Here is a 21,908-nt window from a genome sequence, read left to right on the forward strand (position 1 = left end):
CTACCCTTTAATAGCCGACATCATGTTCCACATAGGCATAAAAATACCGAGAGCTAAAATAAGCACCATAATGGCAACAAACACCGTCAAAATGGGCTCTATTTTTGCGGTTAAACTGCGTAAATCGTAATCGACTTCTCGTTCATAAAAATCAGCCGCTTCTTGTAATAACTCATCTACGCGACCAGTTTCTTCACCCACTGCCACCATTTGCAGTACCAACTGTGAAAATAGCTCGCTACTTCGTGAAGCCCGCAACAAACTGTCGCCTTTTTCGATATCTTGACGCATGGTGATAATGGCTTTTTCCATGTAGCTGTTATCAACTGCATGGGCCGTTAACGACAGCCCTGTCGTCATAGGGACGCCCGAGCGCAGCACCATGGCTAAACTTTGGCTATAACGGCCAAGTAAGGTGCGTTTTAAAATATCGCCTACAAATGGAATTTTGAGTTTGTGGTGATCCCACTTAAAGCGCCCAGCCGACGTATTTAAATACCGACGCCATGCAACGATTCCACCCACTAACATTAGCGCTAGCAGCCACCAATAATTGACAAAAAAGTTACTGGTGCCAATGAGGATCTGGGTCATTAAAGGCAGCTCTGCATCAAACTTTTCGAACATGCTGGCAAAGGTTGGGATCACAAAAATATTTAATATGATCATCGCAACTAAAAGCGCCAAAATAACAAAAGTGGGGTAACGCATAGCGGCTTTTATGCGCTTACGAGTCTCTTGCTCTTTTTCAAAATAAATAGCCAGTTGATAAAACGCATCTTCTAATCGTCCCGAGCCTTCTCCGACTTTAACCATAGAGATAGTTAAGCGGCTAAACACCTTGTTGTGTATAGCTAACGCACTAGATAATTCACGGCCTTGTTCGAGCTGGCGTGTTACTTCAAGCAATACACTTTTAAACTCTTTATTTTGCGTGGTATCAGCAAGCCCTATCATTGCCCTAATAATGGGGATCCCGGCTTTAAGTAAAGAATACATTTGCCGTGAAAACATGATCATGTCATCCAGGGTTATTTTTTCGCTAAATAAGTTATCGAATAACTTTATATTGTTTTTTGTTTCAACTAACGAAATTGAAATAGGTATGTACTGTCGCTTTAATAAGCTATCGGCCACACCGGCCTCATTATTTGCCTCAACACGCCCTTTAACCAGCGCACCTTTTGCGTCTTTGGCTTTGTAACTATAAAGCTGCATCGTCATCACCTACCACTTCAGGTACATATTCAGCCACTTTAAATACCTCATCTAACGAGGTAATGCCTTGCTTTGCATACGTTAAAGCCATATAAGAAAGCGGTGCAAAATTAGCGCTATTTTTAGCCGCTTCACCAAAACGCTGCGTGTCGTTAATACGCAGGGCATCCATCATAGCGTCGTTCATTTCTAACAGCTCAAAAATCCCCACCCTGCCTTTGTAGCCGCTATGGCTACATGCTGTGCAGCCTTGGCCTCGCCAAAACTGTGTGCTGCTAACATCTTCGCCTAAATACGTAAGCCAGCTTTGTTCTTGTTTATCTGGGTGATACGGTGTTTTACATTCATTGCAAATACGCCTAACTAAGCGCTGAGCAATAATAGCGCGAAGTGAGCTTGCAACTAGATAAGCGGGTGCTCCCATATCAATTAAGCGCATTGCGCTTGATATAGCATCGTTGGTATGTAACGTAGAAAGTACTAAATGGCCTGTTAATGCAGCCCTTAGGCCTATATCAACGGTTTCTTGGTCACGCATTTCGCCAACCATAATAATATCGGGGTCTTGGCGTAACGTGGTTCTTAATACACTGGCAAAACTTAAGCCTATTTTGTTGTTTATTTGCACCTGGTTTACCCGTCCAATGCGGTATTCAACCGGATCTTCTACGGTAATAATTTTACTTTCTTGTTGATTAAGCTCACTTAAAGCGCCATACAAGGTGGTCGTTTTTCCTGAGCCGGTAGGCCCAGTCACTAACACCATGCCATGAGGGCGTTTTATAATGCTGCGCAGGCGTTTTAAAATATGCACCGGCATGCCCGTTTCATCTAACGATAAAAGCCCTGCAGATTGGTCGAGCAACCGCATCACAACTGACTCGCCATATTGCACTGGCATTGTCGATAAACGTACATCAATGCTGTGCGCGTGCACTTTTATATTAAAACGGCCGTCTTGCGGTAACCGCTTCTCCGATATATCTAACCCCGACATAAGTTTTAGCCTAAGTACTAAAGCAGAGGCTATTTTTACTTGGTTTAATGTGTGCTCTTGCAATACACCATCAACTCGTTGGCGAATGCGTAATAGCCTTTCATCGGGTTCTATGTGGATATCTGAGGCACGTACTTGTACTGCATCTTCAAATATAGATTGCAGTAGTTTTACTACGGTGGCGTCAGAGGTTTCATCTGCTAAGGAATTAAGATCAAACTCTTCTACGTCTTCGTATTCTTCGTGTAGCTTTTCAGCAAAGTTAGTAATCTCTTCTGTTCGGCGGTACACATTATCAAACGCTGCCATAAGCTGGATTTCTTGCACAACAGCAAGCTCAATTCGCTTAGGGGCTAGCATCGGCGCTAACTGATCCAACGCTCTCAAATCAGCGGGGTCACTCATTCCGACTAACACAGAATCACCGTTATCTTCTATTACTAATGCTCGGTAGCGCCTGGCATAAACTTCTGAAAGTAATTTAGATACATCTGAAGATATTTTGCGCTGCGAAATATCTAAAAACGGTATTTGTAATTGTTGGGCTAAAAAGCGCAATAATTGCGGCTCACTTATAAACTCAAGCGCAATTAATGTAGCCCCTAACTTTCGCCCTGACGCAGCTTGCACATTAAGTGCTTCACTTAGCTGTGCTTCGGTGATCATTTGCTCATGAACGAGTAAGTCCCCTAAACGCATTTTTAAACTGGGTCTCATACAGCCTCCTTCAATGCGACTAAGCGCTGTAGTGCATGTTGCGTCATTGCGGCATTTAAACCGCCTAAATCTAGGGCAACTTTATAAAGGTGCTTTGCATCAGCAAACTCCCCCAATGCATCTTTTGAAGTAGCTAACGCCAGCCACCATTTAGCCTGCTGTGGTTGAAGCTGTGTAAGCTGTGTAAAACTCGCAAGCGCTATTTGATGTTGCTGCGCATTTTGTGCTGCAGTGCCTTTTAATACCCAAAACTCCAAGTTTGCTTGCGGCTCAAGTTCGGCTATAAGCAGTTTAAGTACGCCTTCGTACTCTTGTTGCATAATTAAAATTTTACTGAGCATTACACGCCACTGCACAATCTCAGGGTTTATTTTTATGCCAGCAACTAATAACTGCTGAGCCATAAGTACATCTTGTTGCTGAAAATACGTTGCCGCGAGTAAATTACGCGCTTCTATATGCTCAGGTTGTGTTTGTAAAATAGCGGTTAAATCGTTAATCGCATCATCATATAAAGCAAATTCCAACGCTTGTTTAGCACGCTTTAATTGCAGTGCTATACGCTGGGCTTTGCTTTGCTTAACACTGGCAGTTTTTACTAATTTATTTTCAGCGGGCGGCTGCTCAGCCTGTGTAATGCTTTTTACTGGTGCACTGCTTTTTGCTTCAACTGGGGCATTTATTTCTGTGCTAGTGGCTACTTTAACGTTTGCTTCTGTGGGGCTTGCTTTTTTGCTCAGTAGCGCAGCTTTGTCTGCAGCGTGTAGCTGTATTACTTCGTCTTTTGGCTGATCAGGTAATGCGTTATTGCTTTGTACCTGCGCCAGCTCTTTTTGCGTATCTGCATTAATATGAGCTGCTTTAGCGCCAGTGTTTTCTTCGCTTAATTGTTTTAAGGGCTTAATTACGGGGGTAATTTTAGCTTGTGCAATTTCAATCGGCTGACTGTTATTATTAACCGCATATGCTTTTTCAGCCGTGTCCTTACTCGCTTGTGGTGCCTGTGCAAAAGGTAAATAAAGGTAGGCTGTAAAAATTAGTACAATCGCTAATAAAACACTCAGCACTTTAAATAATACATCGTGGTAGTCGCGTACAGGGGGAATAGCGACCCCGCCACTTTGCTGATTACGCTGTGCAGTTTGGCGCTGGTCGATATTTTTTAGCATGTTATTAATAACACTCATAACCATTGCCTCCATACCCACATAACTGCAATAACAAAAACACTAATAGCCACTAAGCTGTAAGCCCAGTAATGGTTAGCATGGTGGTTTTTGCAATCTTCGGTGTCTGCAATGGCAAGATGTATATGGCGCGGTGTTACTTTATTAAGGCCTTCACCGTATGCCTGCAGTAAAACTTTATGGCATAAAATATTGACCAAACGGGGAATTCCTCGACTCGCACGCGCTATTTTTAATCCTAAACGATTCGTAAATAGTGGTGGCTGATTAAAGCCTGCCACCTGTAAACGGTGATTAATATAATAAATAACTTCACTGGCGGTCATTGCACGCAATGAGTAGGAAAAACTGATCCGCTGGCGTAGTTGCCTCACTTTACTATTGGCAAGTTTTTCATCTAATTCAGGTTGGCCAAATAGCACCACCTGAATAAGCTTATCGGTTTCGGTTTCTAGGTTTGTAAATAATCGAAGCGCTTCAAGTGTATCCCAACTCAGGCACTGCGCTTCATCTATTAGTAGTACAACCCGTTCGTTATCTTCTTGTAGCTCTAGTAAGTAATGGTTTATTTGCTGGCTTAACGATTGTTGATCTAGGCTTTTATCTACCTCCATGCCAAGTTCTACAGCAATAGCCCAACGTAATTCTTCAGGGCTTAAATAAGAATTAGGTAAATAAGCCACAAAGTAGTCTTCTTCAATTTGATTTAAAAGTTTTCTGCATAGTAAGGTTTTGCCTGTCCCTACTTCTCCTGTTACTTTTATAAATCCCTCCCCCATTTCTAGCGCTGTGGTAAGTACTTGCATCGCTTCGTGGTGCGGCTCAAGTGCACAAAAAAACTCGGTGTTTGGGGTTAAGGTGAAAGGCATTTCACTTAAATTAAAAAAGCTCAAATACATAGTTAGTTCTCATACCATGTATTTAACAGCGCGCGGCTGTGAGCTTGTTGCTTTTTCCACGTGTCGGGCATCACCACCGTTGGCTTGATTAAAATAACGAGCTCTTTTTTCTCTTGGCGCTTACTAATACTTTTAAACAAGTTACCTAATATTGGCACATCGCCCAAAATGGGTGTTTTCGATTCTTCATCTTCTGTGGTGGTTTGCATTAACCCACCAATTACGACTATTTCACCACTTTGAGCGCGGATCACCGTGTCAGATTCGCGAATATTACTTTGTGCAAGCGGCAACTCAAAACGCTGATCATCTAATGTAATCACCTTGAGCTGCTCTTCTGTTTCGGTTACCGATGGGTGAACGTGCAAAATAACTGAGCCATATTTATCAATTTGTGGTGTGACATCTAAGGCAATTCCCGAAAAAAACGGAGTTAAATCTATTTCTGGTGACGTAGTCGTTGAGGTGCCCGTTACTGTTGTACTCGAAACGTTAGTAACAAAGTACTCATCTTGCCCCACTTTAATCACGGCTTTTTGATTGTTTGTTGCAGTTACACGCGGGTTAGAAAGCATTTGCAGGTCGCCCTGCGTTTCAAGCAAACTAATTACGCCGCTAAAGTCGCCTTTTTCAATCGTTAACGAGGAGACCCCTCCTAAAGTAGCTGAAATAGAATTACCTATGCTGCCTGCTGTAGTTGCAAACGACACCCCACCTTCTAACCCTCTAGAAATCCGCTCCCAGTTAACGCCTTGTTGGTATTCATCTTTTAAGGTTATTTCGACAATTTTAGCCTCAAGAATAACTTGTCGCTGAAGGTTTTCTTGGCTTTGACGTAAAAAGTCTTTTAACTGGTTTATTTCACTGGGTAATGCATTAACCGTAACCAAGCTTGCCTGTGGGCTGGCAACCACATAACGACCATCGTTTGAACCAATAAGCGATTTAAGAGCAAGCTCAAGTTCCTTCCAAAAGTCGTTTTGGTTAATTGTTTGGATGCGAGAGCCATTTAGCTCGGTATTTTGATTATCGCTGCCAAACTGATTATTTTGGCTCGAATTATTACTACTGTTTGAGTTTGAGTTTGAACTTGAGTTGTTTTGTGAAAACTGGCTCACTCCACCAGCAACAACACTTACCGTTGATTGCCCATGGCGCTGCATCATTAAATAATTAACCGGTATAGTTTCTGTGCGCATGACCGCTGGTAACACCTGCACAATACGGCCTTCTTGGACAATATCTAACGGGTACATGCGTTTAATAACAGCTATAACTTCTTCAAACGTGACGTTTTTTAAATTTAAAGAAATAACTCCGCTCACCTTTGGGTGTACTGCCACGCTGTATGGAGTATCAGCAGTTAATCCATTAAAAAATGAGCTTATTTCTACCTCTTTTGCGGCTACATCAAAACGCTTTACAGCTAACTCATTTGTTAAACTTTGCTCGTTATTAAGTGACGAAAGTAAGCTTTGTGTAAGCGCGCTACTCACCTCTACCGGGGCAACACTTTTAGCATTGTTGCTTATAGGAGCAAGCTCTTGTGCTATGTGTGGCTGAATCTCTTTTCCGAGCTTAAAACTATGGCACGCCGTTAAAAAAGGCGGTATTAAAATAAGCGCAAGCCATGGCTTTGTTATATTATTTTTTAATTTCATAGTCGTATAATTCTAATTTTATTTGCTTATCATCATTCGCTAACAACACTGAATTGGCGTTTATTGTTAGCACCCGAAATTCACCTATTACATCTCCTGGCTTATACACCTGCTTAGAAATAATCGCTTTGTATTGCTTTTCGGTTTTAATAATTGACTGTAACGACAGCGCTGTATTGCTAACTGCAGCGCCTTTTAGTATTGGTGCATTGCTTGGCTGAGTGGGGTCGCGCAGTATTTCAGCTGAACTAACAGAAAAAAAACACACGCAACACACACACAAACTATAAAGCGATAAATTTTTCATTGGCACTCACCGTTGCGATTTGTAATGTTAACTCTGCATTAGGGTATGTTTGCACCTGATAGTTAAACTGCTGTATTAACAACTTTTGTTGGCTAGCTTTAAGGCCTTCTAAATACTGCTGTAAGCTAAAATAACGCCCCTGCAAAGTAACCACCATTTGGTGTTCGAAAAACAAGGTTTGCGTATCGTGCTCACCGAGTTTTTCTACATCAATTGCTTTTGCTGGGTTTACTCTAAAGCCAACCACTTGCACATCGGGGGTATTTACTAATAAATCCTTTAATACAGCAGGTACTTTGTTTGCTGAAATAAAGCCTTGGCTAAACGTGCTTAACTTATTATTTATATCTTCTAGCTCGCGCTGGGTTTGCCCTACCTGATTTCTAAGTACTTTAGTGTAGTCATGCTCTAATGCCTGAGTAAGCATAGAGAGCTGTGCTTCATTTTGATTAAGTTTTTGCCACAATGTATTTTGTTCCACGCGTAAACTATTTACTGCATCTTGCTGTGGAAACACCACAAACCATAAACCTAAATAAACAATAAGAAATAAGCCAACAAACAGCACAGAATACTTTTCCCGCTGCTGTAACGCCGCAAATTGTGCTTGGTATTTAACGAATAATGGCCAGCCTTTATTTTCATTTTGCTCATTCATTGTGTTACCTCACTTGAACTAAGCTCTGTAGCCACATTAAACTCGCTCACGCCATCACTGCTCGACAGCTCCAGCACTGAAAACTCCTTCCCTTTGAAAAAGCTCGAATGCTTGAGATTAGCAAGCCAAATAGGTAAAAATTTGGCTTGCTGAGTACGCCCTTTGAGCATTACTTTTTGCCCTTCAAATTTTATCTGATCAAGCCAAATTTGCGGTTCGTGGTACGCTGCCAAATCGCGCATCACATCGGCATAATCCGTTTTCGTGTGCATGGATGTGTTTTCTAAATAATCAAACACCTGCTGTTTATGCAAAATTTCTTGTTGCAGTACTTTTAGCTCATCTATCAAATGCGATTTATTTTGTTTATCAGCTAATCGCTGCTTTACCACGTTTAATTGCTGCTGCGTTCGCTTTAGATAAGCTTGGCTTTGCGTAAGTAATTGCTGGCTATTGTGCTCTTCGTATAAATAAAACAACCAGGTTAATGCAACCACTAACAATGTACCTAGCCACAGCAACAGCATTCCTTTAAAGGGCACGGGGTCGCGCCTAACCCTAATGGCTTTTTGGTAAAAATTAATCCGTGTTTTCATAGCACTGAATCCGGATCGGTTAATTGATACGCTGCGCCTAATGCGTAATAAAAGCTGGGTTCGAGCTCCTGCGCTAAATCTATATTAGGTTTAAAATCAACAACCTTTACTTGCAAAAATTCTGCAAGGCCTGCCCTTAACGTTAAAGACGATAAATCATCGCAATGCAGCTGAATGCTTCTGATAGGAGGCTGTTTTAGTTGGCTTTCAAAAAAATCCATTGATCGTTGGATCTCAAGCCCTAAGGCTTCAACCAAACCGTGTGTGCGCTCTTTATCTGAAATGCCTAAAAACCCGTTTAAACGCCTAGCTAATAAAAGCTGACCATCACGAATAATTAAAATACGCGGCTCATGCCCTGCATGTTGCACTATAAGCATGTGCGCGCTTTTATCTTCGCCAAACAAGGTCACTAAAATCATTTCTTCCGAGGTCATTGCTCTGAGCACAGGCTTTATTTTTGAAAAGCTATCAATAAAAGGCAGCAACTGTAGTTTATTAGTAATAAACACATTCATTTTACTGCTTTGCATAGGCTGAATAATGGGGTAATCGATAAAGTCGGCAACAATGTTCTCTGGTGGAATATCAACTAAGTCTTTTGTTGTCCAAGGTAAGGATTGAATGATCTCTTCGTCACTCAGCATGGGTTTATCCATTTGCACTATTTGATAAAAATAATGAGGAACCACTAAATTTACAGGGCACACCTCAGCGCAAACTTCATTTGTGCAAGTTGCAATAGCGACTGTATAATCCGTTTGGTCCTCTACATTCACACTGTGTGAGTTATGTACGTACCACTGCCCTTGATTTTTTTTTAAACACACCGCGTTTACTGTATCTGCATAAGTAGCAATACCAATCGCTGTGCTTGAGTCTAAACTGCGATTTAACCAAGATAACAACGAAAACAGCTTTTTTTTCATATAGCTACTATTGTTAATAAGAGATTAATTAAGTGTCGTACAAGATTGTTAGTTTGCAAGTTTAAACACGAGAAATAATGCTTAACTTATTTAATATTGAAAAAGAAAGTCCAATACAACAAATAGATAGCGACTGTCTAAAAAAGAGAAACATACGGTTAAGTATAAAAAGAGATGACTTACTTCACCCGCTAATAAGTGGTAATAAATGGCGTAAGCTAAAATATAATTTACAGCAAATGCAAGCCCTTAATAAAACACAACTACTCACCTTTGGGGGGGCTTTTTCTAATCATGTTCACGCCTGTGCTGGGGCGGGTAAACTATTTAATATAAAAACCCACGCCATAATTAGAGGGCCACACTTAGATACTCAAAACCCCACCCTGCAATTTGCTAAACAGTGTGCAATGGATTTACATGCGGTTACTCGTATTGAATATAAGCAGCGCCATGACCCAGATTATTTAGCTCAGTTGCAAGCACGCTTTACACAAGCCTATATAATCCCAGAAGGTGGAAGTAATACATACGCCCTGCCTGGGTGTGCTGAGCTTGCTAAAAGCTTACCAAAACATGATTACTTAGTATGTCCCACTGGAAGTGGAGGAACACTTGCAGGCTTAATTGAAGGTAGCTATGAGGCCACACAGCTGTTAGGAATTGCGGTATTAAAACAAGCCGAGTACTTGAATAATGAAATTACAGCGCTCAGTAAAAAAGCAGCTCAGCAATCCAATTGGCAGCTACTTACTGAGTTTCATGATGGCGGTTATGGCAAATTTAGTAATGACTTATGGCAGTTTTGCCAACGCTTGCAGCAGCAACATAACTTACCTCTTGAGCCTATATACAGCGGTAAAATGATGTATGCACTATGGCAACTTATCGAGCAAGATTACTTTGCTGCTGGTAGTCATATAATGGCGATTCATACAGGCGGTTTACAGGGGCTCAATGGGCTAAAATACCGTGGCCTGATCTAGGGCTATTAACCTCTGGGCATTAAAACATGCTTACTTAAGGCCAGTTTAACCACGGTGCAATGTGTAACCTAGTGAGCTCTACAACCGCTGCTAGAGTGGCCCTTTTGGCTGTACTTAGCTTAAAAGGATTAACTGCCCTTAGTAAAACGTGGCATGTGTGTATTCCTGCAAGGGCTCAGAAAAGTAAAAACCTTGTGCGGCAACTACGCCTAGTTTAGCCAACATAAGTAGCTCTTTTTGGGTTTCTACACCCACCGCGTACACAGGTATATTGAGCAATTTGCTTTGCGCCACAATGTTTTTAACTTGTTTTTGCTGTTGTGTTTTTTCATCCACATTATGAACAAGCGGATACCCTAGTTTTATACCGCTAACTAATTTTTGAGAAGCAATTTGGTTAATGTGCTCCACATTCTGTACATTATCAATCACCAGCAAACTTTGTAGGGCTGTAAGTTTTTCAAAGGCACCTGCTAGTTGCGCTTGGTACTTAATAAAGTCTGCTTCGCTAATTTCAAACTGTAACTTTCGCTTTGTCGTAAAATCTTTCATATTGGTGACAAACCAGTTCCAAAACTGCTCGTTAAACCAATTACTTATATGCAAATTAACGCTTACCGTTAGAGCACTGGGCTCAGCTAAAATAAGCTTTTTAACTTGAAGTAGCACCGCTTTATCTAACTCAAATGCTTGGTGATTGTTAAAGTCTTGATTAATAAAGTAACGCGCAGCTAATAAACCGTGCGGTTGCTGCCTAATTCTTATTAGCACTTCATGTTGTACAATATCGCCGCTGGTGATCATAAATAACGGTTGAAAGAATAAGATAAATTTATTCTTTTTAATATTTTCAATAACCTGCTTACTTGAAATTAAGTTCCCTTGCTCGTGCTGTAACGCGAGCCTATGCCAGTGTTGAATTAAGCTTTTTTCTGAAAATACTAAGGCCGATTTAGCGAGTTTAAAAATAACGGGTTGCTCAGCCGCATATCGATAATTGCACAAACCAACCTTTATGTTTTTACGTGTTACTGTGCTTCGATAACGCTTACAAATTTGATAAACGCATTCGTGTAGGCTTTCACTGTATGTATCTAGCTTGGCTACAGGGATATTATTTAAAGTAATAGCAAGGTTGTTAGCATCAAATACATTAACTGATACTGCAGGAAGCTCTTTAAAATATTTTGCTATCAATACCTTAAAGCTTGCTTGGGTATCGGTATTTTCATCAAACACACAATCACATTTCACTATGGCAAATAAGCTATGACGCGCTGCACTAACACCGTACATAGACTTTACTTCGCAGTTTAATGTGGTTATTTGCGTAGAAAGTTTTTTTGCTGCTTTAGTTTTGCTGTAAGGCAATGGCATGTTCGCTGCCGGTTTTTTTACTAATACTTTCCACCATCTAACCCACCAGCTAGTGGCACCTAATATAATGATATTTAATAATAAAAATAAGTAGGCTTGCTCCACCCAGGCAGGCCAGTGGTATAAACTTATGCTGAGCGTTTTATAGCTAAATACATCGTGCTGTATATCAACTAAGTATTTGAAGTGTTCAGCATTTGAGTGTGCAGCCAGCATAAAGCCCTTACTTTGCACCAATGCCTGCACTATTTCTTTATCGGCATTGGCATTAATTTGCAGCTCAAAAATTTGCTGTGTTAACTGCTGACCATTTTTATGAATTTTTTTATGGAGCGTATCATTTAAAAGCACATTAAAAATAATTACCACCAGCGTGAAACTGGTTAAGTAAATTATTTTTTTTTGCTCAGCAATTTTTATTAAGGCTTTATGCATAGTGCTCTCTGTGGCAACGCGACTATTTAAAGTGTTGTTCAAAATAGTCATTAGCACAAGCAGGCAAAGCAACTTTAAATGTTTATAATTTTGCTAAACAAAAAAACCCCGTGTAAACGGGGTTTTGGCAAATAGTTTATTACTTTTAGGGTTGCTCGCCCTGCGCGTTTAATATCATTTCGCCGTCTTCTTTGTATAGCTCGCCTTTAGGCCATTGCGCTAATAGCGTTAAAACTTGCTCACTAGGGCGACATAGCTTAACCCCTTTTTCGGTGCACACTATAGGTCTATTAACCAGTATAGGGTGCTCAAGCATGGCCTCTAAAATAGCTTCGTCTGTTACATTTTCATTTAACAAGCCTAGTTCTTCAGCAGGCGATTTACTCACTCTCAACGCTGTTTTTGGTGTTAAGTTTGCTGCGGCAAATAACGCTAACAATTGAGGTTTTGTCCAGCCCTCTTTAAGGTATTCAATAACCGTTGGGTTATAGCCAGCGGCTTTAATAATCTGCAATACATTGCGCGAAGTACCACAATCAGGGTTATGATGAATAACGACCATGACACTCTCCTAGTTAAACCAATGACGCGTTTTATTAGCAAAATAAACTAAGCTAAGCATAACGGGTACTTCAACAAGAACGCCCACAACGGTGGCAAGCGCAGCACCAGAGTGTAAACCAAATAATGAAATGGCTACGGCAACAGCGAGTTCAAAAAAGTTAGAAGTTGCAATCATGCAAGCTGGAGCTGCAATATTATGAGCTAGGCCCATTTTTTTTGCGGCTATATAGGCTATTGCAAAAATACCGTACGTTTGAATAAGCAGCGGAATAGCAATCAATACAATGGCTTCTGGGTTATCTATTAATGTTTGAGACTGAAAACCAAATAAAAGTGCCACCGTTGCCAGTAAGCCAATTATAGAATACGGTTTCATTACCTTTAAAAAGTGATTTAACCGTGTGTGATCTTCACCTTCATCTAACTTTTTGCGGGTAATAGCGCCTGCTATTAATGGAATAAGTACATACAAAACCACCGAGAGTAATAACGTGTCCCACGGTACCGTTATGTCTGTTACCCCTAGTAATAAACCTGCGATGGGCGCAAAGGCAAATATCATAATAATATCGTTGATAGATACCTGCACTAACGTGTAATTAGCATCACCTTTTGTTAATTGACTCCACACAAACACCATTGCAGTACATGGTGCTACTCCTAATAAAATCATACCGGCTATGTATTCTGTTGCCGTTTGTGGGTCGACAAAGTCTGCAAAAATGCCTTTAAAAAATAACCACCCTAGTAAGGCCATGGTAAAGGGCTTTATGAGCCAGTTGATAACGACTGTCAGTACTAAGCCTTTAGGCTTTTTGCCTACATCTTTAATAGAAGAGAAGTCAATTTGCACCATCATTGGGTAAATCATAAACCAAATGAGTACAGCGATAACAATATTTACATGTGCATATTCTAAGCTTGCAACAACACTAAATACATCGGGTACGGTGTAACCAGCGACAATCCCTACCGCGATTGCCAGCGCAACCCACACCGATAAAAAGCGTTCAAATAACCCCACAGTAACCTCCTAAATGTCTTTTTGATTTACGCGTTTACTGAGCTGCTCTGCTGTTTCTACTCGCTCAGAGTATCTATCAACAAAGTAATCTTTTTGGTCGCGCATTAATAAGGTAAATTTTACGAGCTCTTCCATTACATCCACAATTCGATTGTAAAAAGCGGAAGGCTTCATTCGGCCATTCTCTTCAAATTCTAAAAACGCTTTAGGCACCGATGACTGATTAGGTATTGTTACCATGCGCATCCAGCGCCCTAATACGCGTAACTGATTAACCACATTAAATGACTGCGAACCACCACAAACCTGCAGCACAGCCAGCGTTTTACCTTGTGTAGGCCTTACCCCACCCAGGTTTAATGGAACCCAATCAATCTGGTTTTTAAACACACTCGTCATAGCACCGTGTCGCTCCGGCGAGCACCATACTTGCCCTTCAGACCAGAGCATTAAATCACGCAACTCTTGCACCTTAGGGTGCGTCTCATCTTCACTATCTGTTATGGGTAAACCTTCAGGGTTAAATATTTTAACCTCAGCGCCAAAGTGGGTTAGCAAGCGTGCACTTTCTTCTATAACTAACTTGCTATATGAGCGGGCTCTTAGCGAGCCGTATAACAATAAGATTTTAGGTTTATGAGATGAAAACGTTAGCGTGAAATCCTTAACGGTAGGCGGAGTGCTTTGTGAAAGTTCTAAATTAGGTAGCTCGTGTTCAATTGATTTACTCATAATCCTTAACCTTGTAGTTCTATAGCGAACTAAACATATATGAAAAAATGAATATATGAAATTTCACATATTAAAAGGTGTGAGTCAAACCCTATTTATATAAATTTTACGTTTTGTTTTTTAACGTTGCGGGCGTTAAAGCCTGCTATTAAAGGTAGGTAATTGATAAGTTTATTTATTTAAGCAGCTAATTATTGTATCGCGTAATGTTTTAGCTTTTATTGGTTTAGCAACATGTGCATTCATACCAATAGATAGATAGTGAGTAATATCATCTTTCATTACGTTTGCAGTTAACGCAATGATAGGCATAGAGGCAAGCGCAGTATTGCTGTCACTGCGTATTACTTTAGTCGCTTCTACACCGTCCATAATGGGCATATGAATATCCATTAAAATAATATCAAACGTTTCTAATTTTACGGTTTGTATGCATTCTAAACCATTTTCTACTACGTGCACCTGCGCCCCACTGGCGGCTAATATATCGGATACAATTAACCTGTTTATGGCGTTATCTTCCACAACGAGTATTTTTACCCCTTGCAGTGGCTTTTCGGTGGCAGGTTTATGGGTATGGCTTGTAGAAGGGCTAACCACTTTGGTTTTCATCGCTTCAAATAACACGCTGGTAAGCACAGGCTTATGCAAAATAGTTTTAATGTTTATTTTTTTAGCTATGTCGTAAATTGCGTCGTTTTTGCTTGCTGTAAGTACAATAATATTGTTGCAAAGCTGTGGGTTTACTTTGTAAATGCGGGTAAAAAACGTTTCACTGCTCATGGTCGGCATTTCACAATCAACAATAATAATTTTATAAGTGTTTATATTTTCTTTAATTATCTCTATTGCATCACTTGCCTGCGTGCAAGGCGTACAACGCAGTCCCATTGCACTAAGCTGACTTTTAATTAAGCTTAAATCATCTTCGTTATCATCTATTAGTAATACATCAAATGGTTCAGCAAATGATAACTGTGGGCTGTCTTCTATTAATGCTTGGGTGTTTACCTCAACGTTTATGGTAGCAATAAACTCACTGCCTTCACCTTGCGTACTGCTTACAGAAATATCGCCACCCATTGCTTGGCATAAACGTTTACTAATGGCTAAGCCTAACCCCGTTCCCCCGTATTTTCGGGTTGTAGAGCTGTCGGCCTGAGTAAATGATTCAAACAAGTTAGGTAAGCTTTTTGCATCAATACCTATGCCGGTGTCTTTAACACTAAAGCGTAAAACAATACTTTTGGCGTCATTGGGGGCTTCTTCTGCGTCTATTTGCACCGAAACAGCCCCTTTAGAGGTAAACTTAATCGCGTTAGAGCACAAGTTAATTAATACTTGGTTTATACGCACCACATCGCCAACTAAGTTATGTTTCACGTTATCGCTAATATTAATCTCAAACGCAATACCTTTACTCCGCGCCCTATTTTCAAATGTGGTCGTTATATAATCGACAACCGCGTTTAACGAAAATGCAAAGGCCTCGAGTTTGATATTTCCTGACTCGATTTTTGAAAAATCTAAAATGTCATTAATAACCACAAGCAATTGATCTGACGAGTACTTTATTTTTTCTAAATACTGTTTATCTTCTTCAGGTAAGTTTTTGCCCAATAAAATATTTGTCAGCCCTATAATGCCACTCATTGGGGTTCTGATCTCATGACTCATATTGGCTAAAAACTCTGATTTTGACGAGGTAAGTTGCTCTGCTTCTTCTTTAGCTTGTAATAGCTCTTTAGTGCGTTGCTCTACACGCGATTCAAGTCGTAGCTTTTCTTCGTCAAGCGCATTTACAAGCTGAATGCGGCGGCGGTTTAACCGTAATACAAACACTAAAAAAGCGCTCAATACAAAAATAGTAATGGCAGCGCTGTAAATTAACACTTTATTTTGTTCAAAGTAACTCGGCTTGTAATAAGCAATAATCGATTTTTCTGGCAGGCTTTGCGGGGCAACATTATATTTTTTTAGCTGTCGCCAATCGTATTTATGAACACTTAAATTTTCATCGCTTATAGTAGGTAACACGTTATTTTCACTGTAAGAAATAATAGCTTCACCCACGCGTTTACCTATTTTCTCACCTGATAAAACATAACCACCCACTACACCTGAGCCCAATAAAACTTCCCAGTAGCTAAAAATGGGGGCGTTACTATGCTGAGCGAGTAAGCTGACGAGCTGATACGGGCTAATCGACTTATTTTCGTAATTTCTAAATATAGGGGTAAATAAAATAACGGCGTCTGAAGGTGCATTTTTTACTTTTGTCATCAGTTCAGCAGCCGGAAGATCAAACCATTGCTCAACTTCTAAATACGAAAAATCTTGGCTGATAAAATTAAACAGCCCTGTATAAAAGTTTCTACCTATTTCATTTTTAGTATCTAAGATGACTATGAGCTTTTTAGGTTTCATTAAATTAACCGCGCTGGCGGTTGCTTGCTTGTAGTCTAACTTAGCCTGCATTGAGGCATTATTTGTGTTGGCCGGTAGCCTAAACTGTTCGCCAGGTTCTAAATAAATTTTTGGCGTGCTAGTAAAAAAATCATTCAATTGCGATATTAACGTGGCAGCTGAGGGGGATTGCGTGACAATTATATCAATGTGCTTATTTTTATATTTTTGCTTAAGGTAGTCGCTCATTAATTGCGTTTGAGTGGCCTCATCAAAGCGCCCTACATCAATGTTTTCAACAAAAAGCTCATAGTCAAAAGTCCGTGTTGATAGCTCGCTATTTAAGCCCTCTTCAACACTTTTATGCCAAGGCATATGTTGGTTTGTAGAATTTATAAATAAGACATTGGTAATTTTAGAATCCGGTTGAGCGCTTACCGGCAAACTGGCAAATTGAAAAACAAGAAATAAAAATAAAATAATGGCTTTCATGTTTCTCATAGTTGCTTGAAGTAATTAGTACCACTAGAGTAGATGTTAATTAGTTACAAATCAATTAAATGAGATGTAAATTACAAAGGTGTTTTTGCGTTTTTGCGCATTTACGCCTCGCTAATTATTGCAGTGCATAAGTTAGCTAAAAGCGCTTTTATAAAGCCAACTCAATTACGCATGCTAAGCTGAATCTCTGCTTGGGCATCAAGTGCCATTTCTACAAACGCTTGCGTGGTAGCGCTGCTGTTAATTTGCTTGTATTGCAGCTGCAAATAAATTTGTGTGTCGACCTTTTCTAACTCTATAAAATGGCAACCCTCGCTATATAATTTACTTACACAATAAGGCGCTATAGCTAACCCTAAACCGGCGGCAACCTCTGTTACTAAGGTTTGCATATGCCTTGGCTGACTAATAATGTTAGGTGAAAAGCCAGCGCGCTTGCAACGAGTAATAATTTCATCAAACAACCCTAAGGCTTCGTCGCGATTAAAAAGAATAAATGGCTCATTTTTAAGGGTTTTCAAATCAATAGTTTGCACCGATGCAAAGGGATGGTTTTTGTTGACCACCGCTACGAGGCGGTCAACGTACATAGTTTCACTTATAAACTCATCGGCTATGGTGCTTGGTAACGGCCGAGAAAACGCGACATCTACCCGTTCGCTTTTAAGGGCCTCTATTTGCTCGGTCGCGGTCATTTCTAGCAAGGTAACGTGAACATTAGGAAACTGCGACTTATACGTTCGGATTAATTTGGCCAAAAATGTTAAACACGCAGAGCTTAAATACGCAATACTTAGCGAGCCTAACTGCCCGCTATCGACCAGTTTAACCTTATTTTTAGCCCGCTCTGTAAGCGCTAAAATTGCCGTGGCATCTTTAACTAACTGCTCTCCCGCTTGCGTGATCGACACCTCCCGAGAGTTACGGATAAACAAGCTAACACCTAGCTGCTCTTCTAACGAAGAAATATGGCGACTTATAGCGGGTTGAACAGTATGTAGCTCTTGAGCCGCTTCTGAAAAGCTCAGGTGCTTAGCCACTGCAATAAAACTTTTTAATATTTTTATATCCATGTGCGACTCAAATTTGCTCTGTGTGAGAGGTATAGCAGCAACTATACGTTATTTGTATAGATTCCATCAAATTTAAACATTTCTAACATCAAGCATCTCCCTCTATCATTCGCCTACCTTTTAATGTTGGAGAGCAAAATGACCCAGGTAACTCAAAGCGCCTCGTTAAGTCGCTTTATTTTATTGTTGATGACAACCGCCATTGCAGCAACCGCTGCAAACCTATATTACAGCCAGCCAATTTTACCTCTGATTGGTAACGAGTTTAATTTAACGGATTCACAACTTGGTAGCATTCCCGCATTTACTCAGTTTGGTTACGCTTTTGCCCTATTGTTTATTTCGCCGCTGGGGGATTCTATTGCGCGTCGGCGCTTAATAAGCATTTTATCGGGCTTACTGGTTATTGCATGTAGCTTTGCCGTATTTACACCTAACTTACCGCTGTTATTAATGTCGGTATTTTTAATAGGGATAAGTGCCAACATTACCCAGCAATTAATCCCTTTTGCGGCATCACTTGTATCTGCTGAAAATAAAGGGGCGACATTGGGCACCTTAATGATGGGTCTAACCATTGGTATTTTACTTTCACGCACGTTAAGCGGCTTTGTAGGAGAGCACTTTGGTTGGCGTGGCGTATTTGTTATGTCTGCAATATTAGCTGCGCTATTTGGTGTACTACTTAGGCTCTTTTTACCCCTAAATAAACCACAAACTAGCTTACGTTACTGGCCGCTACTTAAAAGTACAGTGGCGTTATTTAAACAGCACAAACCACTACAAGTGTTTACTTTAACTGGCGCGCTTTGGTTTGCTGCTTTTAATGTACTGTGGGCTACTTTAGCTATTTATATCAGTGATGCACCTTTTAACTACAGTGCCCAAGAGGCCGGATTATTTGGCATCATCGCATTAGCTGGCGTAATAGGGGCTAAGTCTTCGGGTAAGTGGGTCAATGCGTTGGGCTCTAAAAAATTAGTCATGATAGTACTCACACTTGCCGCAATTGGTTTTGCTATTACAGGCGTTTTTTTAGGAAACCTAATAGCCCTAATTATCGGTATTATTTTAATCGACTTCGCTATTTTTAGCGCACAAGTAGCCAATCAAGTCCGCGTATTTAGCATAGACCCAAGCGCACAAAGCCGTATTAATGGTGTTTACATGCTCGGCTACTACTTAGGCGGCGCCTTTGGCTCAATTATTGGTGTGAAAGCCTTTGCTTTGTACCAGTGGCCTGGCGTAGTCGTCCTTAGTGTAGTGTTAATTACCATCAGCGCTGCTTTTAACTCTCTCGCAAAAAAATAACCGCCATTAACTCCTTGCAACTAAGCGTAAGTCCCCCTTAGTTGCCCCATTTAAAAACAGAGAATACTTATGAATAAACTCAATAACGCAGGAAGCTACACTTTGCTGTGTATAGCTTGCTTAACAATCATGGTGGGTGCATTGGTTGCACCTGGTTTAATCAGTATATCAACAGCCCTAAATGTTGCTGACAGTGCGGTATTTTTAGTGACCTTACCGGCTTTAGGGGCTGTTATATTTGCGCCTATTGCAGGTAAATTAATTGATAAATATGGCGCTTACCGTTCATTAATTATTGGCTTATTTTTATACGGCTTTTTAGGTGCAAGCGTGTATTGGTTACAAGGGCCGTTGTTGGTTTTTGCTAACCGTATTTTGCTTGGCGGTGTTACCTCAATTGTTATGGCCGGTTGTACCGTTTTAATATCACAGTGGTACTTTGGTAAAGCGCGCCTAGGCATGCTTGCTAAGCAAGGTATGGCAATAGAGCTCGGTGGCGTTATATTTCTATTTATAGGTGGCCTACTTGCTGTGCAGCATTGGGCTTTACCATTATCGTTGTACCTTATTTCTTGGGTATTTTTAGCCATGTTGCTACTTTTTGTGCCGCGTAATCACCCTCAAGCACAAGAGGCACAAGCAACACAAGAGCACGTAATATCAAATAAAGGCTTATCTCTTAAGCATGTGTATTCGCTGGCTGTGCTTGCAATGATCACGTTTTTTAGCGCAATTGTTTTACTACCCAGCACAATGCATGCGCAAAATTATAATGAAGAACAAGTAGGGTTTTTACTCTCTTTCATCTCGTTAGTGGCTGTTGTTGGGGCACACTTTATGCCTCAGTTAACTAAAAAAATGGGCGAGCAAAAAGTACTTGCGCTGGCATTTATAGGCTATGGGGCATCATTTGCTTTCTTTTTACAAACGGGTACAGCGTTATTGGTAATAGGCGCTGTGTTTAGCGGTATTGGCTTTGGTTTTAGCATCCCACTATTAAACCATATGACCGTAGAGCGCAGCGCAGCCTCTGTTCGCGGTCGTAACCTCTCTTATTTCACAATGGCTGTTTTTTCTGGGCAATTTTTAACATCGTTTGTTGAATATATCCCAGGAGGCACTCGCAATATTTTTATTAGCTGTATCAGCTTATGTGCACTCACCGCGCTGTACTTATTTGTTAAAAAAAATCATTCACAATCAGTATAAAAGAGGTTTTTATGTCAGAGTCATTTAAATTAATAGCCGGTAATTCATTTCCAACAGTTACTGCACACTTGCTCGATGGTACAACCGCAGATCTAAGTAAGCCGCACGGTGGCGCCGAGTGGCAAATGCTCGTGGTATACAGAGGCAAGCATTGCCCGCTTTGTATGCGTTACTTAAATTTACTAGAAGCGCAATTACCCGCATTAAAGGCACTTGGGGTGAGCGTTTGTGCCGTTTCTGCAGATAGCCGCGCACAGCTAACACAAAGCATGGACACACTCGCGATTAGCTTTCCTATTGCGTATGGTTTAACACAGCAGCAAATGAAACAACTTGGGCTGTATATTTCCTCACCTCGCTCTGAGCAAGAAACCGACCACAACTTTGCAGAGCCCGCGATATTTGTCGTAAATGAGCAAGGGGTATTGCAAGCTGTAAATATTTCTAATGCCCCGTATTTACGCCCTGAGTTAGACGTGGTTGTAAGAGGCCTAAAGTTTATTAAAGAGCAAAATAACTACCCTATTCGCGGCACTGTTGTGTAACCATTTAAATTGCAGCCGTGGCGTTTATTACCTTACGGCTGCTTTATTAAGGCATAAGCTTTCATGAAGAATTTATTTAGTAACCTTTTAAATTTAGCCAGCGCGCTTTTTATGTTTAAGTTTGCCCTGCCAAAATTATTAGCAGCGCAGGTAAGCGTTAAAACCTTTAGCTACTTTGCGCAGGTACTGCCCGTTAACGCTAAAATTTATATGTATAGCGTTGGTTTACTGGAGTTGGTAGTGGGTTTAATGATGCTTGCTCTTTTGTTTATTAAAAATGAAAAGCAAAAAGCACTGTTTACCTATGTTGCGTATGTTTTATTGGCGGGTACGTTAATTGGGGCGCTGTTACATGAATATTTTGTTCGCCCCGAGCCAGTTGCTCAGTTAGTGACTTACTCAGGCTGCTTTTTAGTTATATGTGCCATTCAATTTTTAGCCTATAAAAAGGCGCTAATAGCGCGTTTTGAGTGACTTTAAGGCGTTAAATGGTAGATAGAAACAGTGCCTTTTGTGCTAAAACGTGTAGTTACAAAAAAGCCGCTAAATAGCGGCTTTAGATGTTTTTTTCAACAT

20 protein-coding genes are annotated in these 21,908 nt (G+C 40.5%); 5 read left to right on the forward strand and 15 right to left on the reverse strand.

Annotation, left to right across the window (positions count from 1 at the left end):
* From MSC25_RS09185 to MSC25_RS09225, 9 genes are read right to left on the reverse strand one after another with little or no spacing between them, the layout of a single operon-like run.
* A complete protein-coding gene (locus MSC25_RS09185) occupies positions 1-1,218 on the reverse strand; it encodes a type II secretion system F family protein (RefSeq protein WP_248443228.1) in 1,218 nt (405 codons plus the stop codon).
* The gene (locus MSC25_RS09190) at positions 1,205-2,932 is read right to left on the reverse strand and encodes a GspE/PulE family protein (protein ID WP_248443229.1); all 1,728 of its coding nucleotides are present in this window, start codon (positions 2,930-2,932) and stop codon (positions 1,205-1,207) included. The genes MSC25_RS09185 and MSC25_RS09190 overlap by 14 nt, the downstream gene beginning before the upstream one ends.
* Entirely contained in the window at positions 2,929-4,119 is a 1,191-nt protein-coding gene (locus MSC25_RS09195; protein ID WP_248443230.1) for an agglutinin biogenesis protein MshN, read from the reverse strand. The genes MSC25_RS09190 and MSC25_RS09195 overlap by 4 nt, the downstream gene beginning before the upstream one ends.
* Positions 4,116-5,018 (reverse strand): AAA family ATPase, encoded by a 903-nt coding sequence (locus MSC25_RS09200; RefSeq protein WP_248443231.1) that lies wholly within the window; start codon positions 5,016-5,018, stop codon positions 4,116-4,118. Before MSC25_RS09200 ends, MSC25_RS09195 begins: the two co-directional genes overlap by 4 nt.
* 2 nt (positions 5,019-5,020) lie before the next feature.
* A complete protein-coding gene (mshL, locus tag MSC25_RS09205) occupies positions 5,021-6,679 on the reverse strand; it encodes a pilus (MSHA type) biogenesis protein MshL (RefSeq protein WP_248443232.1) in 1,659 nt (552 codons plus the stop codon).
* Positions 6,663-6,986, reverse strand: coding sequence for a hypothetical protein (locus MSC25_RS09210; RefSeq protein ID WP_064386227.1), 324 nt, complete (start codon positions 6,984-6,986; stop codon positions 6,663-6,665). Before MSC25_RS09210 ends, mshL begins: the two co-directional genes overlap by 17 nt.
* Entirely contained in the window at positions 6,964-7,644 is a 681-nt protein-coding gene (locus tag MSC25_RS09215) for a hypothetical protein (RefSeq protein WP_024032505.1), read from the reverse strand. The genes MSC25_RS09210 and MSC25_RS09215 overlap by 23 nt, the downstream gene beginning before the upstream one ends.
* Positions 7,641-8,240 (reverse strand): PilN domain-containing protein, encoded by a 600-nt coding sequence (locus MSC25_RS09220; RefSeq protein ID WP_248443234.1) that lies wholly within the window; start codon positions 8,238-8,240, stop codon positions 7,641-7,643. Before MSC25_RS09220 ends, MSC25_RS09215 begins: the two co-directional genes overlap by 4 nt.
* Entirely contained in the window at positions 8,237-9,169 is a 933-nt protein-coding gene (locus MSC25_RS09225; protein ID WP_029773093.1) for a hypothetical protein, read from the reverse strand. Before MSC25_RS09225 ends, MSC25_RS09220 begins: the two co-directional genes overlap by 4 nt.
* Before the next feature lie 77 nt (positions 9,170-9,246).
* On the opposite strand from MSC25_RS09225, the gene MSC25_RS09230 reads away from it, so the two are divergent.
* On the forward strand, positions 9,247-10,155 hold the full coding sequence (locus MSC25_RS09230) for a pyridoxal-phosphate dependent enzyme (RefSeq protein ID WP_248443235.1): 909 nt from the start codon (positions 9,247-9,249) through the stop codon (positions 10,153-10,155).
* Positions 10,156-10,293: 138 nt separating this feature from the next.
* On the opposite strand, the gene MSC25_RS09235 is transcribed toward MSC25_RS09230, so the two are convergent.
* The 6 genes from MSC25_RS09235 to MSC25_RS09260 all read right to left on the reverse strand — a co-directional run bounded on the left by MSC25_RS09235 (position 10,294) and on the right by MSC25_RS09260 (position 18,267).
* Positions 10,294-11,967: an EAL domain-containing protein gene (locus tag MSC25_RS09235; RefSeq protein ID WP_248443236.1), complete on the reverse strand. Its 1,674-nt coding sequence runs from the start codon at positions 11,965-11,967 to the stop codon at positions 10,294-10,296.
* 145 nt (positions 11,968-12,112) lie between these two features.
* On the reverse strand, positions 12,113-12,529 hold the full coding sequence (gene arsC, locus MSC25_RS09240; protein WP_054982914.1) for an arsenate reductase (glutaredoxin): 417 nt from the start codon (positions 12,527-12,529) through the stop codon (positions 12,113-12,115).
* Positions 12,530-12,538: 9 nt separating this feature from the next.
* Entirely contained in the window at positions 12,539-13,555 is a 1,017-nt protein-coding gene (gene arsB / locus MSC25_RS09245; protein WP_064386234.1) for an ACR3 family arsenite efflux transporter, read from the reverse strand.
* Positions 13,556-13,564: 9 nt separating this feature from the next.
* Positions 13,565-14,287, reverse strand: coding sequence for an arsenical resistance protein ArsH (gene arsH / locus MSC25_RS09250; RefSeq protein WP_024032512.1), 723 nt, complete (start codon positions 14,285-14,287; stop codon positions 13,565-13,567).
* A 171-nt stretch (positions 14,288-14,458) separates the two neighbouring features.
* Positions 14,459-17,185: a response regulator gene (locus MSC25_RS09255; protein ID WP_248443237.1), complete on the reverse strand. Its 2,727-nt coding sequence runs from the start codon at positions 17,183-17,185 to the stop codon at positions 14,459-14,461.
* A gap of 170 nt (positions 17,186-17,355) precedes the next feature.
* Entirely contained in the window at positions 17,356-18,267 is a 912-nt protein-coding gene (locus MSC25_RS09260) for a LysR family transcriptional regulator (protein ID WP_138576981.1), read from the reverse strand.
* Between the two features lie 138 nt (positions 18,268-18,405).
* Here MSC25_RS09260 and MSC25_RS09265 point away from each other — a divergent pair, with 138 nt between their 5' ends.
* The 4 genes from MSC25_RS09265 (at position 18,406) to MSC25_RS09280 (ending at position 21,806) form a co-directional block, all read left to right on the forward strand.
* Entirely contained in the window at positions 18,406-19,578 is a 1,173-nt protein-coding gene (locus MSC25_RS09265) for an MFS transporter (RefSeq protein WP_248443238.1), read from the forward strand.
* A gap of 69 nt (positions 19,579-19,647) precedes the next feature.
* Entirely contained in the window at positions 19,648-20,787 is a 1,140-nt protein-coding gene (locus MSC25_RS09270; protein WP_055254624.1) for an MFS transporter, read from the forward strand.
* A gap of 11 nt (positions 20,788-20,798) precedes the next feature.
* Entirely contained in the window at positions 20,799-21,332 is a 534-nt protein-coding gene (locus MSC25_RS09275) for a redoxin domain-containing protein (RefSeq protein WP_096041070.1), read from the forward strand.
* Between the two features lie 63 nt (positions 21,333-21,395).
* Positions 21,396-21,806 (forward strand): hypothetical protein, encoded by a 411-nt coding sequence (locus MSC25_RS09280; RefSeq protein WP_055254627.1) that lies wholly within the window; start codon positions 21,396-21,398, stop codon positions 21,804-21,806.
* Positions 21,807-21,908 lie beyond the last annotated feature (102 nt).

It is taken from the genome of Pseudoalteromonas sp. 1CM17D, assembly GCF_023161805.1.
Lineage (GTDB): Bacteria > Pseudomonadota > Gammaproteobacteria > Enterobacterales > Alteromonadaceae > Pseudoalteromonas > Pseudoalteromonas atlantica.

Excerpts from the sequence above, each read along its gene's own strand:
- MSC25_RS09185 (WP_248443228.1), bottom strand. The coding sequence starts at position 1,218 with ATGCAGCTTTATAGTTACAAAGCCAAAGACGCAAAAGGTGCGCTGGTT.
- MSC25_RS09190 (WP_248443229.1), bottom strand. The coding sequence starts at position 2,932 with ATGAGACCCAGTTTAAAAATGCGTTTAGGGGACTTACTCGTTCATGAG.
- MSC25_RS09195 (WP_248443230.1), bottom strand. The coding sequence starts at position 4,119 with ATGAGTGTTATTAATAACATGCTAAAAAATATCGACCAGCGCCAAACT.
- MSC25_RS09200 (WP_248443231.1), bottom strand. The coding sequence starts at position 5,018 with ATGTATTTGAGCTTTTTTAATTTAAGTGAAATGCCTTTCACCTTAACC.
- mshL (WP_248443232.1), bottom strand. The coding sequence starts at position 6,679 with ATGAAATTAAAAAATAATATAACAAAGCCATGGCTTGCGCTTATTTTA.
- MSC25_RS09210 (WP_064386227.1), bottom strand. The coding sequence starts at position 6,986 with ATGAAAAATTTATCGCTTTATAGTTTGTGTGTGTGTTGCGTGTGTTTT.
- MSC25_RS09215 (WP_024032505.1), bottom strand. The coding sequence starts at position 7,644 with ATGAATGAGCAAAATGAAAATAAAGGCTGGCCATTATTCGTTAAATAC.
- MSC25_RS09220 (WP_248443234.1), bottom strand. The coding sequence starts at position 8,240 with ATGAAAACACGGATTAATTTTTACCAAAAAGCCATTAGGGTTAGGCGC.
- MSC25_RS09225 (WP_029773093.1), bottom strand. The coding sequence starts at position 9,169 with ATGAAAAAAAAGCTGTTTTCGTTGTTATCTTGGTTAAATCGCAGTTTA.
- MSC25_RS09230 (WP_248443235.1), top strand. The coding sequence starts at position 9,247 with ATGCTTAACTTATTTAATATTGAAAAAGAAAGTCCAATACAACAAATA.
- MSC25_RS09235 (WP_248443236.1), bottom strand. The coding sequence starts at position 11,967 with ATGCATAAAGCCTTAATAAAAATTGCTGAGCAAAAAAAAATAATTTAC.
- arsC (WP_054982914.1), bottom strand. The coding sequence starts at position 12,529 with ATGGTCGTTATTCATCATAACCCTGATTGTGGTACTTCGCGCAATGTA.
- arsH (WP_024032512.1), bottom strand. The coding sequence starts at position 14,287 with ATGAGTAAATCAATTGAACACGAGCTACCTAATTTAGAACTTTCACAA.
- MSC25_RS09255 (WP_248443237.1), bottom strand. The coding sequence starts at position 17,185 with ATGAAAGCCATTATTTTATTTTTATTTCTTGTTTTTCAATTTGCCAGT.
- MSC25_RS09260 (WP_138576981.1), bottom strand. The coding sequence starts at position 18,267 with ATGGATATAAAAATATTAAAAAGTTTTATTGCAGTGGCTAAGCACCTG.
- MSC25_RS09265 (WP_248443238.1), top strand. The coding sequence starts at position 18,406 with ATGACCCAGGTAACTCAAAGCGCCTCGTTAAGTCGCTTTATTTTATTG.
- MSC25_RS09270 (WP_055254624.1), top strand. The coding sequence starts at position 19,648 with ATGAATAAACTCAATAACGCAGGAAGCTACACTTTGCTGTGTATAGCT.
- MSC25_RS09275 (WP_096041070.1), top strand. The coding sequence starts at position 20,799 with ATGTCAGAGTCATTTAAATTAATAGCCGGTAATTCATTTCCAACAGTT.
- MSC25_RS09280 (WP_055254627.1), top strand. The coding sequence starts at position 21,396 with ATGAAGAATTTATTTAGTAACCTTTTAAATTTAGCCAGCGCGCTTTTT.